Annotated in this window: 16 protein-coding genes and 2 tRNA genes; 8 read left to right on the forward strand and 10 right to left on the reverse strand. The window is 72.1% G+C overall.

Features of this window, described 5'->3' with window-relative positions; translation table 11 throughout:
* Positions 1 to 11: 11 nt before the first annotated feature.
* From C3492_RS04415 to C3492_RS04435, 5 genes are all read right to left on the reverse strand, one after another.
* Positions 12 to 1,349 carry an LLM class flavin-dependent oxidoreductase gene (locus C3492_RS04415; RefSeq protein ID WP_103810380.1) on the reverse strand — a complete coding sequence of 446 codons (1,338 nt, stop codon included), beginning with the start codon at positions 1,347 to 1,349 and terminating at the stop codon, positions 12 to 14.
* On the reverse strand, positions 1,346 to 2,080 hold the full coding sequence (locus C3492_RS04420; protein WP_103810381.1) for an ABC transporter ATP-binding protein: 735 nt from the start codon (positions 2,078 to 2,080) through the stop codon (positions 1,346 to 1,348). Before C3492_RS04420 ends, C3492_RS04415 begins: the two co-directional genes overlap by 4 nt.
* Entirely contained in the window at positions 2,056 to 2,901 is an 846-nt protein-coding gene (locus C3492_RS04425) for an ABC transporter permease (protein WP_103810382.1), read from the reverse strand. The genes C3492_RS04420 and C3492_RS04425 overlap by 25 nt, the downstream gene beginning before the upstream one ends.
* A complete protein-coding gene (locus tag C3492_RS04430) occupies positions 2,898 to 3,941 on the reverse strand; it encodes an ABC transporter substrate-binding protein (RefSeq protein ID WP_103810383.1) in 1,044 nt (347 codons plus the stop codon). Before C3492_RS04430 ends, C3492_RS04425 begins: the two co-directional genes overlap by 4 nt.
* A gap of 206 nt (positions 3,942 to 4,147) precedes the next feature.
* Positions 4,148 to 5,347, reverse strand: coding sequence for an ROK family transcriptional regulator (locus C3492_RS04435; protein ID WP_103810384.1), 1,200 nt, complete (start codon positions 5,345 to 5,347; stop codon positions 4,148 to 4,150).
* Positions 5,348 to 5,782: 435 nt separating this feature from the next.
* Here C3492_RS04435 and C3492_RS04440 point away from each other — a divergent pair, with 435 nt between their 5' ends.
* The gene (locus C3492_RS04440; RefSeq protein ID WP_103810385.1) at positions 5,783 to 6,364 is read left to right on the forward strand and encodes a biotin transporter BioY; all 582 of its coding nucleotides are present in this window, start codon (positions 5,783 to 5,785) and stop codon (positions 6,362 to 6,364) included.
* Here C3492_RS04440 and C3492_RS04445 read toward each other — a convergent pair.
* Together C3492_RS04445 and C3492_RS04450 are read right to left on the reverse strand one after the other, a co-directional pair.
* A complete protein-coding gene (locus C3492_RS04445) occupies positions 6,351 to 7,679 on the reverse strand; it encodes an FAD-binding oxidoreductase (protein ID WP_103810436.1) in 1,329 nt (442 codons plus the stop codon). The two genes, C3492_RS04440 and C3492_RS04445, sit on opposite strands and share 14 nt — an antisense overlap.
* A 77-nt stretch (positions 7,680 to 7,756) precedes the next feature.
* On the reverse strand, positions 7,757 to 9,175 hold the full coding sequence (locus C3492_RS04450) for an amino acid permease (RefSeq protein ID WP_103810386.1): 1,419 nt from the start codon (positions 9,173 to 9,175) through the stop codon (positions 7,757 to 7,759).
* 214 nt (positions 9,176 to 9,389) lie between these two features.
* On the opposite strand from C3492_RS04450, the gene C3492_RS04455 reads away from it, so the two are divergent.
* Positions 9,390 to 9,878, forward strand: a complete 489-nt coding sequence (locus tag C3492_RS04455; RefSeq protein WP_103810387.1) for a ribose-5-phosphate isomerase — start codon at positions 9,390 to 9,392, stop codon at positions 9,876 to 9,878.
* 32 nt (positions 9,879 to 9,910) lie between these two features.
* The gene (locus tag C3492_RS04460; protein ID WP_103810388.1) at positions 9,911 to 10,720 is read left to right on the forward strand and encodes an Fpg/Nei family DNA glycosylase; all 810 of its coding nucleotides are present in this window, start codon (positions 9,911 to 9,913) and stop codon (positions 10,718 to 10,720) included.
* Positions 10,721 to 10,742: 22 nt separating this feature from the next.
* On the opposite strand, the gene C3492_RS04465 is transcribed toward C3492_RS04460, so the two are convergent.
* Entirely contained in the window at positions 10,743 to 11,984 is a 1,242-nt protein-coding gene (locus C3492_RS04465) for a GNAT family N-acetyltransferase (protein ID WP_103810389.1), read from the reverse strand.
* 159 nt (positions 11,985 to 12,143) lie between these two features.
* On the opposite strand from C3492_RS04465, the gene C3492_RS04475 reads away from it, so the two are divergent.
* Together C3492_RS04475 and C3492_RS04480 are read left to right on the forward strand one after the other, a co-directional pair.
* Positions 12,144 to 13,316, forward strand: coding sequence for a PP2C family protein-serine/threonine phosphatase (locus C3492_RS04475; RefSeq protein WP_103810390.1), 1,173 nt, complete (start codon positions 12,144 to 12,146; stop codon positions 13,314 to 13,316).
* Between the two features lie 67 nt (positions 13,317 to 13,383).
* Entirely contained in the window at positions 13,384 to 13,830 is a 447-nt protein-coding gene (locus C3492_RS04480; protein ID WP_103810391.1) for an HD domain-containing protein, read from the forward strand.
* 83 nt (positions 13,831 to 13,913) lie between these two features.
* On the opposite strand, the gene C3492_RS04485 is transcribed toward C3492_RS04480, so the two are convergent.
* Positions 13,914 to 15,017: an acyltransferase family protein gene (locus C3492_RS04485; protein ID WP_103810437.1), complete on the reverse strand. Its 1,104-nt coding sequence runs from the start codon at positions 15,015 to 15,017 to the stop codon at positions 13,914 to 13,916.
* 513 nt (positions 15,018 to 15,530) lie between these two features.
* Here C3492_RS04485 and C3492_RS04490 point away from each other — a divergent pair.
* Together C3492_RS04490 and C3492_RS44095 are read left to right on the forward strand one after the other, a co-directional pair.
* Positions 15,531 to 15,725, forward strand: a complete 195-nt coding sequence (locus C3492_RS04490; protein WP_030648672.1) for a hypothetical protein — start codon at positions 15,531 to 15,533, stop codon at positions 15,723 to 15,725.
* A 97-nt stretch (positions 15,726 to 15,822) separates the two neighbouring features.
* Positions 15,823 to 16,185, forward strand: a complete 363-nt coding sequence (locus C3492_RS44095) for a hypothetical protein (protein WP_146075640.1) — start codon at positions 15,823 to 15,825, stop codon at positions 16,183 to 16,185.
* A gap of 214 nt (positions 16,186 to 16,399) precedes the next feature.
* Here the strand turns inward: C3492_RS44095 and C3492_RS04500 are convergent.
* Positions 16,400 to 16,470, reverse strand: a tRNA-Gly gene (locus tag C3492_RS04500).
* Between the two features lie 159 nt (positions 16,471 to 16,629).
* On the opposite strand from C3492_RS04500, the gene C3492_RS04505 reads away from it, so the two are divergent.
* A tRNA-Pro gene (locus C3492_RS04505) sits at positions 16,630 to 16,706 on the forward strand.
* Positions 16,707 to 16,727: the final 21 nt, after the last annotated feature.

Here is a 16,727-nt window from a genome sequence, read left to right on the forward strand (position 1 = left end):
CGGGGTTCCTCTCAGCTGAAGGCGGGGGTCAGGTACTGGTTGGCGGGGCGGGGGAGGCCGTAGCGCTCCCGGAGGGTCTGCCGGGGCCCGTACTCGGCGCGGAACAGGCCGCGGGCGCGCAAGCGCGGTACGACGTGCTCGACGAAGGCGTCCAGGCCGGAGGGCAGCACGGCCGGCATGACGTTGAAACCGTCGGCGGCGCCGCGCGTGAACCAGGTCTCGATCCGGTCGGCGACCTGCTCGGGCGTCCCGGTGAAGGTGAGGTGCCCGCGCCCGCCGCCGAGCCGGCCGATCAGCTCCCGGACGGTGAGCCGGTCGCGCCGGGCCAGCTCCACGACGAGCGTGTAGCGGCTCTTGGCGCCCTCGATGGCGGACTCCGGCGGCAGATCGGAGGGCAGCGGGCCGTCCAGCTCCAGGGTGCCCGCCGGGAGACGCAGCAGGTTCTCCAGGCGGTCCACGCCGTGCTCGTACACGATGTGGTCCTCCAGCAGCCGTTCGGCGGCCCGTGCCTCGGCCTCCGTCGACCCGAGCACCGGGACGATCCCCGGCAGCACCTTCAGGCGCCCGGGGTCCCGGCCGGCCCGGGCGGCACGGGACTTGAGGTCGGCGTAGAAGGCCTGGGCGCCGGCGAGGGTCTGCTGGGCGGTGAACACCGCCTCGGCGTACCGGGCGGCGAAGGCCTTGCCGTCCTCCGACGACCCGGCCTGGACCAGCAGCGGGTACCCCTGCGGGGTGCGCGGCACATTGAGGGGGCCGGCGACGCTGAAGTACGTCCCCCGGTGCCGGGGCGGGTGGATCTTGCTGTCGTCGCCCCAGACGCCGGCCGCCTTGTCGGCGACGATCGCGTCGTCCTCCCAGCTGTCCCACAGCTTGAGGGCCACGTCCAGGAACTCGGCGGCGCGCGCGTACCGCTCCGCGTGCGGGGGCTCCTCGTCGAGCCCGAAGTTGCGGGCGGCCTCCTTGCCCGCGGTGGTGACGATGTTCCAGCCGGCCCGGCCGCCGCTGACGATGTCCAGCGAGGCGAACCTGCGGGCCAGGTTGTACGGGGAGTTGTAGGAGGTGGACGCGGTGGCGATCAGGCCGATGTGCTCGGTCGCCGTCGCCAGCGCGGTCAGCAGGGTGAGCGGTTCCAGCGCGCCGGCCGGCCGCTGGGCGAGGTTGCTCCACAGCTGGGGGCCGTCGGCGAGGAAGAGCGAGTCGAAGGTGCCGCGTTCGGCGGTCCGGGCGAGCCGGACGTAGTGGCTCAGCTCCACGTGGGCGTACGGGTCGCTCTCGGGGAGCCGCCAGGACGCCTCGTGGTGGCCGGTGTTCATCAGGAACGCGTTCAGGTGGAGCTGTCTCGCGGTCACCGGTGGTCCTCCGTGACGCCGAGGGCGGCCAGCAGCCGCTCGCGGTACTCGCCCAGCAGCGGCTCGCGGTAGGAGCGCGGGTGGGGACGGTCGATGGTCAGGTCGAGGCCGATCCGGCCCCGGTCCAGGACGAGGACCCGGTCGGCGAGCACGATCGCCTCGTCCACGTCGTGGGTGACGAGCAGGACGGACGGCCGGTGGCGCGTCCACAGCTCGCGCAGCAGGTGGTGCATCCTGATCCGGGTGAGCGCGTCCAGCGCCCCGAACGGCTCGTCCGCCAGCAGCAGTTCCGGCTCGCGGACCAGGGAGCGGGCCAGCGCCGCCCGCTGGGCCTCGCCGCCGGACAGCTCGCCCGGCCAGGCCCGCTCCCGGCCCGCGAGGCCGACCTCCGCCAGGGCGGCCCGGCCGCGTTCGACGGCGTCCTTGCCGTCCAGGCCGAGCAGGACGTTGTCCAGCACCCGGCGCCAGGGCAGCAGCCGTGAGTCCTGGAACACCACCGACACCCGCTCGGGCGCGGTGAGCCGCCCGCCGCCGGCCACGCCGTGATCGAGCCCGGCCACCGCCCGCAGCAGGGTCGACTTGCCGGAGCCGCTGTGCCCGAGCAGGGCCGTGAACTGTCCGGCGGGCAGATCGAGGTCGATGCCGTCGAGGACGGTACGGCCCGCGAACGACCGGGTCAGGCCGCGCAGTCGGACGGCGGGCCGGGTCAGCTGCTCAGTGTGCGGCGCCATGACAGCACCCTCCGTTCGATCAGACGGACCACGCTGTCGGAGACCAGGCCGAACACGCCGTAGATCAGCAGGCCGACCAGGATGACGTCGGTCTGGCCGTAGTTCTGCGCCTGGAACATCAGGTAGCCGAGCCCACTGGTGGCGTTGATCTGCTCCAGGACCACCAGGCCCAGCCAGGAGCCGGTCACACCGAGCCGGAGTCCCACGAAGAATCCGGGCAGCGCGCCGGGGATCACCACCTGGCGGACGAAGGCGAGCCGGGACAGGCCCTGCGCCTCGGCGAGTTCGACGAAGCGGCTGTCGATGCCGGACAGCGCGGCGTGCGTGTTCAGGTAGACCGGGACGTAGACGACGATCGCGATGATGGCGATCTTGAAGGTCTCGCCGATGCCCAGCCAGAGGATGAACAGCGGGATCAGACCGAGGGTGGGGATCGCCCGGTTGAGCTGCACCGTCCCGTCGATCAGTGCCTCCCCGGCCCGGCTCAGACCGGAGGCGAGGGCGAGCAGCACCCCGGCGGTCAGGCCGATCGCGAAGCCGTAGCCTGCCCGCTTGAGGGAGGTCAGCACATCGGTGGGCAGGGTGCCGTCGGTCCACAGGTGGCCTGCGGTGCGCAGGACGGTCCAGGGCGCGGGGATCGCCCCCGGGTCCAGCGCTCCGGCGGCCGAGGCGGCGGCCCACACGGCGAACAGCACCAGCGGGCCGATGAGCCGGGCGGCGGGCAGCCTGCGGCCGGGGGAGAGCCGGCGGCGCCGGCGGACCTGGGGGAGGTCCCCGGCGGCGGTCCGGGGAACGGCGGTCGTGGTGGTCACGGCGGTCACCTCCGGTACTCCTCGGGTACGGCCTCGGCGGCGATGGACTCGAAGCGGTGGTCGAACAGCGAGGACACGTCGAACTTCTTCACGAAGCCGCCCTCGGCGAGCAGATCGGCGGTCTCCTGCTCCCACTTGACCGCCTCGTCCCAGCTGGGCGGGAACAGCGGCTTGTTGGCCAGCTCGGTGATGCCCCGGGCCTGTGCGAGGGTCAGGTTCTGCGTCTTGACGTAGAACTCCTCGTTCCACACGTCCGGGTGCTCGTACTGCCACACCTGGCCCTTGGCCCACTGCGGGATGTAGGCGGCGATCGCCGCGGCCTTGGCCGGGTCGTTCAGCACGGACTGCGGCGCCCACAGCAGGTTGAGCAGGTCGACGACGTCGGTGGGGATGGAGCGGGCGCCCTTGGACGCGTACTGCTTCAGGTAGGCCGGCGCCTGGTTGATGGCGAGCGGGGCCACGTCCACCTGCCCGGACTGGAGGGCGGTGAAGAACTGGTTGCTGGTCAGCGGGACCAGCTTCACCTCGTCGTAGGCCAGGCCCGCCTTCTTCAGCGCCCGCAGCAGCACGACACCCTGGGCCTGGCCCTGCGAGAAGGCCAGCTTCCTGCCCTTGAAGTCCGCGACCGCGCGGATGTCGCTGCCGGGCCTGGTGGCGAACAGGTAGTTGGGCTTGCGGGTGATGCCGATCGCCACGATCTTCGCGTCGAAGCCCTGGTAGTGGGCCTGGATCGGCGGGATGCCGGCGTTGTTGGAGAGGTCCAGGGACCGGGCGCGGAACGCGTTGATCACGTCCGGTCCCGCCCCGATGTTCACCCAGGCGGACACCTTGAACGGCAGTGGGGGCAGCTTCGCCAGCCGGAACTGGAGTTGCTGCTGGCCCAGATAGGAGGCGATCTTCAGGCTGGTGCCGGCCGGGACCGTGTCGGCGAGCGGCTCGGTGGCGGCGCCACGGGTGTCGGCGGCGGCGTTGCCCTGCGCGCAGCCGGACAGTCCGGCGACGGCGGCGGACGCGCCGAACACGGAGGTGAGAAAGGCACGACGGTGCATGGGAGGACTCCCAGGAGAAAAAGAAGAGAAAAGCAGGAGGAATTCCGGGGGAAGCAGGCCGGAGGAAGAGGACTCACGCAGCGGGAAACACGCGCTTCATGCGCGGCAACATGTCAGCAACAGAGAGTGCGACAGCTCGTGAGAGGGCTCATGACCAGGATGTTCCCGGCCACGCTCGACCCCTGTCAACATTCCGAGTTTCTGAATTAAATACCCTCAGGTGACGCGCCCAGCGGATCCCGGAACAACGCGTCCAGTACGACGGATCCGCCCGCCACCGCCAGCACGGAATCCGGGAAACTCGTCGGGAGGACAGCGGCGGAGCGCGCCGGACCGACCGCGTCCCGGAAGGCGTCGAGGCAGCCCTCGACATGGATGACCCCGATCTCGGTGACGACGACCGTCTCCGGGTTCAGCACGTCCAGCAGCAGTCCTGCCGCCCGCCCGGTCGTACGCGCCCGCTCCACCAGCAGCCGCCGGGCCACCGGGTCCCCGCCCGCCGCCGCGGCCACCACTCGCATCGGGTTGGCCGAGTCGGCCACCCCGGCCGCCCGCGCCCGCCGGCACAACGTCCGCTCGCTCAGCTCCACCTGGAGGCAGCCGGTACGGCCGCACGCGCACGGCTCGGTGCCGCCCGGCACCGGCAGATGGGCGATCGCGCCGGCCGCGGACCGGGGGCCGTAGTGCACCCCGTCATGGGTGGCGAAGGCGGCGTCCACCACGTTGCCGACGAACAGGTGCAGCACGCTCCGGCTGCCCCGGGCCCGCCCGAACAGCCGCTCCCCGTGCACCAGCGCCCGCGCGTGCCCGTCCACCTGGACCGGCAGGCCGGTGCTGGCGCCGAGCAGCTCCCGCACCGGGACGTCCCGCCAGCCCAGCAGCTCGTGCTCGACCACGATGCCCGTCTCCCGGTCCACCCAGCCGCCCACCGCCACCCCGACCCCCAGCGGGCGCCGGCCCGGCACCCCGGCGAGCAGCCCCGCGAGGCCCTCGGCGGCCCGCGCCACCACCCAGGCCGGATCGGTCCGTTCGTGCCGCAACTCCCGCCGGGCCACCACCCGGCCCCGCAGGTCCAGCAGCGCCACCGTGGTGTACGGCACGGCCACGTGCACCCCGGCGACCAGGAAACGGGTGTCGTCCAGGTCGACGGGCACGTGCGGCCGGCCGACCCCGTTCGAGCGGCGGGGCGCGGCCGACTCCCGGATGAGGCCCCGCTCGGCCAGCCGGGCGCAGTGCTCGGTCACCGACGCGGGGGAGAGCCCGGTCAGCCGGGCGATGGTGCTGCGCGCCACCGGGCCGTGCTCCAGCACGGAGCGCAGCACGACGCTGGCGCTGGTGCGCCGCCGGTCGCTGTCGGCGGCACGCGGCACGGGCGAGGGCAGGGTGGGAACGGCGGTACGGGGCATGGAGGACCGTCCTCGGGAGCGGGGCCGACACGTCTCGGAGGCTCGGAGGGGGTGAGGCGTGCCGGACGGCCCGCCTCTATCCCGGACGGCGACAGGTGGCCGTGCCCTGGCGTCGCAGATCGACATACCGACGCGAGGTGAGACAGCGGGCCTGGGCAACCATGGCTGAAGGGTAGGGCAGGGGGAACGGATCCGACAGACGACCAGGGTTCGTTTGGTGAGACCGCACAGTTCCGTCCGCACCGGCTTCACGTGAGCGAAACGTCCCTGCCTCAGTGATCAGGGTCACGCCTCGACCGGTGTATCCGGCACTCTTTGTCCGGAGCCCACGAAGCTCTCGTTCCGTCCTTTGTCGGGCGCTGACGGTGATCGGCCGCAGCCGGCTCGGATAGCGTCACCCTGTCCCAGCATGTCCCCGTCACCCGCGGAGTCCCCATGAGCACCGCCACCGCCGCCGCCCGCCCCGGCGCCGTCCTCGCCGACCTGCTGCCCGCGTCCCGCGTCCGTGACGTCGCCCTCGTCGTCGGCGGCGCGGTGCTCACCGGTCTCGCGGCCCAGCTCTCCGTGCCGGTGCCCGGCTCCCCGGTGCCGGTGACCGGCCAGACCTTCGCCGCGCTGCTCGTCGGCACCACGCTCGGCGCCCGCCGCGGCTTCCTCTCCCTCGCGCTGTACGCGGTGGCCGGTGTGGCGGGCGTGCCGTGGTTCGCGCAGGGCGCCTCCGGCGCGGGCATGGTCTCCTTCGGCTACGTCCTCGGCATGCTGCTCGCCTCCGCCCTCGTCGGCGCCCTGGCCCGCCGCGGTGCCGACCGCTCCCCGCTGCGCATGGCCGGCACGATGATCCTCGGCGAGGCCGTCGTCTACGCGGTCGGCGTCCCCTACCTCGCCCTGGCCGCCCACCTGTCCGCGTCCCAGGCCGTCGCGGCCGGCCTCACCCCGTTCCTGATCGGTGACGCCCTCAAGGCCGCCCTGGCGATGGGCGCGCTGCCCACCGCCTGGAAGCTGGTCAACAAGCGCTGACGCCGTAGTTCCTGCGGAAGAGGTTCGCCGGGTCGTAGGTCTCCTTCACCCGGGCGAGCCTCTTTCGCGTTTCGGCGTCGTACAGCCCCGCGCCCCGGTCGCCCGCGCCGAAGGCGAAGTTGAGCGACCGGCCGAGCGTGTCCTCGGCCAGCAGCGCGAACACCGGGTCCAGCACGGCCCGCGCCCGCTCCCTGTCCCCGGCCGTCAGCACCCGCACCAGGAACCGCCCCTCCCGGTACGGCACCGCGTTCGGCGCCGGCCGCGCTAGCGCCCCGCCCAGGTGGTTGACCTGCACCACACACATCAGGTCCGCCGCCGGCCCGGTCCGCCGCAGCAGCTCACCGGCCCGTTCGACGTCCAGCTCCCGCAGCACCGCGCTGTCGCCGTGGTAGGCGTGCGGGAAGTCCGGGTCGCTGTGGATGGTGTGGCTCTCGGCGTACGGCATCTCGCGCAGCGAGTCCGACAGCACCGGGCCGATCTCCCGCAGCGGGGCGACGATGTCCGGGCCGCCGGGTCCCGTGTGGGCGACCCGGACCGAGATGACGTACGTGCCGCGCAGATGCGGCGGCAGCGCGGGCACGTCCGGGTACGGTACGGCCGCGAAGGACGAGGTCAGCCCGTCCGGCACCGTCCGCGTCCAGGCTTCGTACGCCCGCAGCGCGGCCGCCGGGTCCACCGTCCGCCCGTCGAAGGCGAGCGAGCCGCCGTACAGCGTCCGCACCGGGACGAGCCCGATCTCCAGCTCGGTGACGACGCCCAGGTTCTGCCCGGCGCCGAGCAGCGCCCAGTACAGGTCGGGGTCGGAGTCCGGGGTGACCCGGCGGAGCGTGCCGTCGGCGGTGACGAGCTCCAGCCACCGCACGTGGTCGGCCGCGTACCCGAACTCCCGGGCCAGGATGCCGAGCCCGCCGCCCAGGGTGTACGACACCGCGCCCACGCCCGGCGCCGAGCCGTTGAGCGGCGCCAGCCCGTACGGCTCGGCCGCCCGGACCACCTGGCCCCAGCGCACCCCGGCCCCCACCCGGACCGTACGCGCCCCGGGGTCGACGGTGATCCCGTCCATCCGTTTCGTCGTCACCAGCAGCCCGCCCTCGTAGCCGCCGGGCAGCCCGTGTCCGGTGGCCTGCACGCCCACGGGCAGGCCGCGCCCGGCGGCGTACCGTACGGCGGCCACCACGTCCTGCGCGGTACGGGCGGGCGCGATCACCCCGGGCCGCTGGACGAAGCCGAGCTGGAAGGCGGCGAGCTCGTCGTCGTAGCCGACGTCGCCGGGGCGGAGGAGGGTCAGGCCGGTGCGCTGGTCCGTGTGCGTCATGGAACGCAGCATGGCCGCATAACCTGACAGCTTCCGTCAGGTTATGCGGCCATGGCGTACGGCCGTGCCGGGCCGGATCAGCCGACGGACACCTTGTCGGCCGGGGCCTCGGCGGCGGGGGCCGGGCGGCCGGCCCGGATCCGCTCCTTCACCACGGCGATCACCAGCACGATCGCCGCGACCAGCAGCGACAGCAGCACGGTCTCGCGGCCGTCGTGCTCGGTGTCGGTCAGCATGTAGCCGAGGACGAACACGATCAGCGCGGCCGTCGCCCAGGTCAGGTACGGGTACAGCCACATCCGCACGACGAGCTTCTCCGGCGCCTCGCGCTGGATGATCTTCCGCATCCGCAGCTGCGAGAAGCAGATGACCAGCCACACGAACAGGGCCACCGCGCCGGAGGAGTTGACGAGGAAGAGGAAGATCTTGTCCGGGGACAGGTAGTTGAAGAAGACGGCGACGAAGCCGAACACCACCGACGCGAGGATCGCCGTCATCGGCACACCCCGGCCGTTGACCCGCGCGAACGCCTTCGGCGCGTCGCCCCGCTGGCCGAGCGAGAAGGCCATGCGGGAGGCCGTGTAGAGGCCGGAGTTCAGACAGGACAGCACCGAGGTCAGCACGATGAAGTTCATGATCTGACCGGCGTGCGCGATGCCCAGCGAGTTCAGCGCGGCGACGTAGGAACCGTCCTTCGCGATGGACGCGTCGTCCCACGGCAGCAGCGAGACCACGACCAGGATCGAGCCCAGGTAGAAGACGCCGATCCGCCAGATGATGCTGTTGGTGGACTTGGTGACCGCGCGCTGCGGGTCCTCGGACTCGCCGGCCGCCAGCGTGGCGATCTCGCTGCCCATGAAGGAGAAGACGACCAGCAGCACACCGGTGAGGATCGATCCCGGACCGTGCGGCAGGAATCCGCCGTGCGAGGTCAGGTTGCCGAAGCTCGCCTGGTCGGCGTGCACACCCGGCAGGACGCCGAAGATGGCCAGCAGGCCGACGACGATGAACGCGCCGATCGCCACGACCTTGATCCCGGCGAACCAGAACTCGAACTCGCCGTAGGAGCCGACGGAGACCAGGTTGGTCGCGGTCAGCACGGTCATCACGATGAGGGCCCAGCCCCACTGCGGGACGGCCGGGACCCAGCCTTCGAGGATCTGGGCACCGGCGGTCGCCTCGACGGCGAGCACGACGACCCAGAAGAACCAGTAGAGCCAGCCGATGGAGAACCCGGCCCAGCGGCCCAGCGCGCGGTCGGCGTGCGCCGAGAACGAGCCGGAGGTCGGATTGGCGGCGGACATCTCGCCGAGCATGCGCATCACGAGGACGACGAGGGTGCCGACGAGGGCGTAGGACAGGAGGATGCCGGGTCCCGCGGTGGCGATACCGGCTTTGGAACCGACGAAGAGGCCGGCTCCGATGACGCCACCGATCGCGATCATCGAAAGGTGGCGGTTTTTCAGTCCTGCTTGGAGGCCCGAACCAGGGGTCATGGACGGATTTCCTTTGCGCCAGGTAGTGCTGCCCGTACGAGCGGTGTACGAGTCGGTCCAGTGAATCCGAGGTGAACGAATTCGGGAACCTCTGAATCCGTATCGTTACTTGAGGTTCCCTTGAGGATCTATGGCCTGTCTCACAATTTCCGCCCCGGGTGTCCGCCGACACCCTGGGGCTGCTGCCCCGATACGGGCGTGTCACACTCGTGGCATGCGCGTGTATATCGGCTCCGACCATGCGGGCTACGAACTCAAGAACCACCTCGTCGAGTGGCTGAAGGCCGCCGGCCACGAGCCCGTCGACTGCGGGCCGCACATCTACGACGCCCAGGACGACTACCCGCCCTTCTGCCTCCGCGCCGCGGAGCGGACGGCCGCGGACCCGGACGCCCTCGGCATCGTCATCGGCGGCTCCGGCAACGGCGAGCAGATCGCCGCCAACAAGGTGAAGGGCGTGCGCGCGGCGCTGGCCTGGAGCGAGGAGACGGCGACGCTCGGCCGGCAGCACAACAACGCCAACGTGGTGGCCGTGGGCGCGCGCATGCACAGCACGGAGGAGGCGACCAAGTTCGTCGAGGTCTTCCTCAACACCCCGTTCTCCGGTGACGAGCGTCACATCCGCCGCATCGACATGCTGTCGGCGTACGAGACCACCGGCGACCTCCCGCCGATCCCGGCCCACCACCCGCAGCAGGACTGAGCCCCCCAGGGGGCGGGAAGGAACGGGGACCCGTGCCAGAGGGGCACACGATCCACCGGCTGGCCCAGGACTACGCCGAGCGCTTCTCGGGACGGGCCGTCCGCGTCACCAGCCCCCAGGGCAAGTTCTCCGACGCCGCCGCCCTGCTGGACGGCACCGAGCTCACCGCCACGGAAGCCCACGGCAAGCACCTCTTCCTGGGCTTCCGGGACGGCGACTGGGTCCACATCCACCTCGGCCTCTTCGGCAAGGTCGGCTTCGGGGACGCCCCGGCGCCCCCGCCGGCCGACACCGTCCGGCTCCGGCTCGCAGACGACACGTCGTACGTCGATCTGCGCGGCCCCACCACCTGCGCCCTGATCACGGACGCCGAGAAGCGGGCGGTCCACGACCGGCTCGGCCCCGACCCGCTGCGCGCGGACGCCGACCCGGGCACGGCCTACCGCAGGATCTCCCGCAGCCGTACGACGATCGCCGCCCTGCTCATGGACCAGAAGATCGTGGCCGGCGTCGGCAACGTGTACCGCGCCGAGGTGCTGTTCCGGCACGGCATCGACCCCTACCGCGCGGGCCGGGACATCACACCGGCCGAGTGGGACGCGGTCTGGGCCGACCTGGTCGCGCTGATGCGGGAGGGCGTCCGGAACAACCGGATCGACACCGTCCGCCCGGAGCACACCCCGGAGGCCATGGGCCGCCCGCCCCGCGTCGACGACCACGGCGGCGAGGTGTACGTCTACCGCCGGGCGAACCTGTCCTGCCACGTCTGCGGCGACGGCATCCGCACCGCGGACCTCGCCGCCCGCAACCTCTTCTGGTGCCCGACCTGCCAGAAACGCTGACCGGCCTGCGAGAGACGCCGGCCTAGAAGCCGTGGGGCAACCACGGGGCCACCGGTGAGCCGAACGCCACCGACGCCTCCGCCAGCGCCCCCGGCCGCAGCTCCCGCACCCGCCCGGCCGCGGCCAGCGACAGCAGGGTCACTCCGCCCAGATACGCCGCGCCCAACTCCCGCACCGACAGGGCGAGATCGGCCGCGTCGGCCGTCCGCTCGCAGGACGCGCCCTTCGGGTCGCCGGTCAGCCGCCAACGCCCCGCGGTCCACGGGCAGAAGGCGTCCTCGACCTCGAACACGACGTCGACGGGCGTCAGATACGTACGGGCCGTGAGGGCCGCTCCCACGTCCACCAGCCGGACGTACCCGGCGTCCCGCTGCTGCGGCAGGCAGCGGCGGATGTCGGAGACCAGGTACTGCCAGGCGTCGTCGACCGGCCGCGCCCGCATCTTCAGCGTCGTCATCAGGTCGATGCCGAACAGGAAGCGCCACAGCGCCGCCTCGCTCCCCGGATCCAGCGCGGCCAGGTCCTCCAGGGTCACCGTGCCGTCGTGACCGCCCCGCCCCCAGCCCATCTTCGTACGGAAGCGCGCGTAGCCGGTGATCTCACCGTCCCGTTCGGCGACCACGCACTGCAGGGCCGACGCGCCCTCCCGCTCGTTCTCCGGGTCGAGCAGCGCGGCCCGCTCCCAGCCGGGCTGCCGCGCCAGCATGCCCGGGCGCCGGGGCACCAGGGCCGCGTACACCGCCTCGCACTCCGCCAGCACATCGGCGGGCGCGGCGTAGCGCAGGCGCGGTTCATCGGTGCCCTCGGGCACCGCCAGGGTCACCCGGCCGGTGTCGATCTCGGCGATGAGCTGGGAGGTCGCAGCGCCGTACCCGAAGCGGCCGTAGATCGCGGGCTCGGAGGCGAACAGCGCGGCCAGCGGCTCGCCCTTCTCACGCGCGTCGTCCATCAGCCGCCGCATCATCGACGTCAGCACCCCGCGCCGCCGGTGCGTCGCGGCCACGCTGACCATCGTCACGCCCGCGGTGGGCACCACCGCCCCGCCCGGCACGGTCATCCGGAAGCTGAAGGCCCCGGACGTGCCGACGAGCGCGTCCCCGTCCCAGGCGGCCAGGGAACGGTCGAACTCGGTGAGTGACTTGTCCAGTTCCCGTTCCTCTGCGGAGGCCGCTCCACCGCCGAACGCGCGGACCAGATGGTCCCACCACGGGTCGAACTCCTCCGGGCGCAGCGTCCTCAACTCGGTCCCGCTCTCAGTCCCCATGCGCCATGCCTATCAGGGCGAAGGGGGGCGAGCCAGTGATTTTCACCCCGTCCCGGCCCGCCGGAACCCGGCCGACGGACGGCGAAGTGGAATCCCACAGGGGGACAAGTGGGACCTCCCGTGCCAAGCAGCCGGTCCGCTGGATAGGGTCGCGAACTGATGGCAGCAGGACGACAGCGGCGCGCGAAGGCCGAGACGTTCACGGCCCGGTGGAAGATGCAGTGGCACCGGGCCCGCGTCGGGCTGCGCAGAAGCGCCGTGGACTACTTCCGCGGGGACGGCTCCGACTGGATCGCCTTCGCCGGACTGCTGCTGATGGTCCCGGTCCTCGCGACCATGACCCTTCTCGACTCCGTGTGGTGCTCCCCGGCCACCCTGGTGCTGCCGATCGTCGCCGGCGGCCTGCTGCTGCGCCCGGCGAGCCTGCTCGGCCTGTACGCGGCGGCGGCCACCGCGCTGATCGTGGAGTCGGTACAGCTCGGCCCGTACACCGAGGGTCCCTCCCGGGTCACCCCGGGCGTGGTCCTGGTGGTGGCCGCCTGCGGTTTCTTCGGGCTGCTGACCGCGCAGTTCCGCAGCCGGGTCGGCGTGCCCTGGCGGCGCGGCGGCACCATGCTGTTCGACCTGCGCGAGCGGATCCGGGTGCAGAGCAAGCTGCCGAAGCTGCCGCAGGGCTGGCACCACGAGATGGCGCTGCGCCCGGCGGGCGGCCAGTCCTTCTCCGGTGACTTCGTCGTCGCCGCCCGCACCAACGGCGGCCGGACGCTGGAGGCGGTGCTCACCGACGTGTCCGGCAAGGGCATGGACGCGGGCTCGCGCGCCCTGCTGCTGTCCGGCGCGTTCGGCGGCCTGCTGGGCTCCCTCCCGCCGCACGCCTTCCTCCCGGCCGCCAACGGCTACCTCCTCCGCCAGGACTGGGACGAGGGCTTCGCCACCTCCATCCACCTGGTCCTGGACCTCGACTCCGGGGACTACGAGCTGTACTCCGCCGGGCACCCGCCGGGGCTCCAGCTCAGCGCGGGCAGCGGTCGCTGGGAGGAGAAGGCCGCCGAGGGGCCGCTGCTCGGCGTGTACGACGGCGCCCAGTTCGACCCCGTGAAGGGCTCGCTGCGCCCCGGTGACGTGCTGATGCTGTTCACCGACGGACTCGTGGAGACCTCTGACCGGGACATCGTGGAGGGCATCGACCGGCTCACCGGCGAGGCCGACCGCTATGTGGCCGGCGGCTTCCACGGCGCCGCCTGGCACCTCATCGAGGCGGTCGCCAAGGACGTCAACGACGACCGCGCGCTGCTCCTGATCTGCCGCCAGCCGACGGCGAACGGCCGCTGAACCCGCTCGCCGGGCCGGGTCGTTCTCCGTGCGGGCGCCGGGTGCGGGGCGGGGGGACACTGGAGCCATGACCCAGCTCACGCTCGCAGAGGTCGAGGCCGTCGCGCGGGCCGCCCACGAGGGGCAGACCGACAAGGCGGGGCAGCCGTACGCCGAACACCTCGCGGCCGTCGCCGAGGGAGTGCGGGCCCGCGGCGGTGACCCGGAGCAGATCGCGGCGGCCTGGCTGCACGACTCCGTCGAGGACGACGCGCTCAGCCGGGAGTGGCTGGCCGCCGCCGCCCTGACCCCGCGCACCAAGGCCATCGTGGACGCCCTCACCAAGCGGCCCGGGGAGGAACTGGAGGCGTACACGCGCCGCATCCTCGCCACCCCGGGCGCGCTGCTGGTGAAGGAGGCCGACCTGGCGCACAACGCCGACCCGCGGCGGCTCGCGGCGCTCGACGAGCCGACCCGGACACGGCTGACCGAGAAGTACGCCAGGACGCGCGCACTTCTCGGTCTCCCGGCCTGAGCGAGGGTGTGGACGGGCGGGTCGCGGCGGGCGGGTCGCGGACGGGGGGCGGACGGGCAGGGCTGCGGACGGGGCGGGGCCGGCTAGACGCCGACCGTCTCCCGCGGCTTCTGCCGTTCGCGGGCCAGTTCGGCCGCGTCCTCCCGGAACGCCCACTCCATCCTCGGCTCCATCGCGAAGCGGAAGACGCGCTGCACCGGCTTGGTGCACAGCACCGTGACGGCGGCGGCCGCGAGGACGGTGACGGCGACCGTGCCCAGGGCGCCGTACTGCTCGGCGAGGTCGAACCCGCCCGCGTAGAGCGTGCCCTTGACCACGAAGCCGTGGAGCAGGTAGCCGTACAGCGTGCCCGCGCCGAGCGCGGTGAACCACGTCCGGCGGCCCGGCACCCAGGCGAGGAAGCAGGCGGTCAGCAGCACCGCGCAGCCGAACATGGCCAGCGTCATCAGCGGTCCGGTCCACCAGGGCGCACCGATGTCCTGCGCCGAACTCTCCCGGTAGAACCATCCGCCGTCCACGCGCGGCACCGTCCACCAGCCGACGGCCAGGGCCGCGGCGAACACCGGTACGGACAGCACCCGCACCGCGGGCCGGCGTATCAGCGCGAAGTGCTCGGGCTTCAGCAGCAGGCCGAGGACGAAACAGGGCAGGAACTGCAGGACGCGGCCGAGGGCCAGGTTGTCGTCGAGGCCCGGGGTGACCGATCCGACCATGGCGATGCCCAGCGCGAGGGGCAGCGGCCGGCGGACCAGCTTCCACAGGGGGGTGGTCAGGCGCCAGATGAACAGCGCGCACAGGAACCAGGTCAGGTAGTAGGGCGAGACGAGACTGATCGGGTCGTCGGCGTGGCCCGCGTAGCGCCGGAACAGCGAATAGGCGGTCTGGAACAGCAGGTACGGGACGGCCATGCCGGTGACCAGCCGCTTCAGCCGGTCCGGGCGCATGTCGAAACTGCGGGAGAAGTAGCCGGAGATGACGATGAACGCCGGCATGTGGAAGGTGTACACGACGTTGTACAGGCATTCGAGGGCCCGGTTGTCGGTCTTGAGGGCCGACCAGGAGTGCCCCAGTGCCACGAGCACGATCGCGAGGTACTTGGCGTTGTCGAAGAACGCGTCGCGCTGTCTGCCCGGTCTGTCGGTCCGCGACTGCTCCTGCGCGTGCGTCGGGGTTCGCCGGTCGGGCACTCCGCGCACCGGCGGCTGTGCCGGGGGGAGCGGCCTGCGGCTGTGGCCGGGGGACGTTGCGGCGTCGAACATCTCAGGCACCCTAGCGTCGGCTGTGGGATTCCGTAAAACCCGCACTGTCATTCCTGCTTATCCCGCGCGGGTACCCCGTAATTCGCCGAACTTGCCATCCGGGTCCACGTGATGATGGGCACACAGGTGTCGTCCGTTCGCCCTGGATGTACCGATTAATACAGACTAATTCGGGCATGCGGCGCCTCTGTGTCCCGTACGTGGATTCCCCGTCCCGTGCATTGCGTGGTTATTGAAACGAAGTCCCTGGAATTCGTGTGGATTTCGTGACCGCGTCGCCGGTCGCATTCCTGTGCGAGGTGTCCCGCGCATGTGTACCCGTCCGGCGTTGCGTCAGGACCCGCATACGGGGGGCGCGTTGGTGGCACGATGGTTCTGGCGGGGGTGCGCGGGCCGTACCTCCGGGCCGGGAGAGCGGACCGACCGAGGGTGTGATCAGTTGTGGCCATTTCACTGTCTGTGGTGCTGCTGTTGGCGATCATCCTGGTGGTGTTGATCCGAGGGGGGAACATCAAGGCCGGCCCGGCGATCGTCGCCATCCTCTTCGGCTTCTTCCTCGCCTCGACCGGCATGGCGCCATCGATCAACCGGTTCCTGAACTCGATAGCGGAGTCCATCAACTCGATCAGGTTCTGACCCGGCCGGGCAGCCGGGGCCTGAACGGGGCCGGGCAACTGGCACAACGGGGGACGCGGGGAAGTGGCGCTGCGCGACCCGGCCCCGTCGGAGGCCGGTGGCGACCGGATCGAGGACCGCCTCGGCAGCGGGTGGGGCTCCGCCCACTTCTCGGCTGCGCTCGAACGAGAGGTGCCCCGCCCCCTACGGCCGCCGACTCGCCGTCGAGATAGTCCACGGCCGGTACGCCGACGAGTTCCGCGTTCGCTTCCGCCGCGAGGTGGCAGCCGCCCGCCAGATCAGCGGCGCCTTCACGGCGCCCGTGGTGGACGCCGACATCGACGGGCAGCGCCCCTGGCTGCACATCCCCTGCGTACCCGGCGGGTGCCCCGGCACCCACGCCCGCCGGCACGGCCCGCTCCCGCCCGCCGGCGCGAGCCCGCCGCCGGCCTCGCCGAGACCCTCGGCGTCGACGATGTGATCATGGTCGCCCCCCGCCCCGCCCGCTCTCGCCACGGCCGGAACACCTGGGACCCAAGAAGGAAGAAGGAGGAGACGACAGCCGCCACGATCATGACGGCTCCAGTCAGAAGAGCCCCTTGCGCGTGTGCCGTCTGCCGGGACCGGGCCCTCTCGGTACGCCAGAAGGCCCAGGGAGCGGAGATCAATCGCTCACCTGGGCCTTCGGCATCCAGAGCGGGCGACGGGAATCGAACCCGCGTAGCTAGTTTGGAAGACTAGGGCTCTACCATTGAGCTACGCCCGCAGCAGTGCGCCGCAGGTCGGTGACCGCGGCACTGAAGGCATCGTAGCGGGTCGCCCGCCGCCGAGGCCAACGAGTCGGCCCCGTCGCACCGCGCGTCCCGCCCCGGAGAATGCGGCCGACGGATCGGGCCCGGGCATGTACCCTACGTGTCGCACCAGACGGGGTGTGGCGCAGCTTGGTAGCGCGTCCGCTTTGGGAGCGGAAGGCCGTGGGTTCAAATCCCGCCACCCCGACCACCGGCTCGTGACGTCCGGCTC

Origin of the sequence: Streptomyces sp. Ru62 (assembly GCF_002920615.1) — a bacterium.
Lineage (GTDB): Bacteria > Actinomycetota > Actinomycetes > Streptomycetales > Streptomycetaceae > Streptomyces.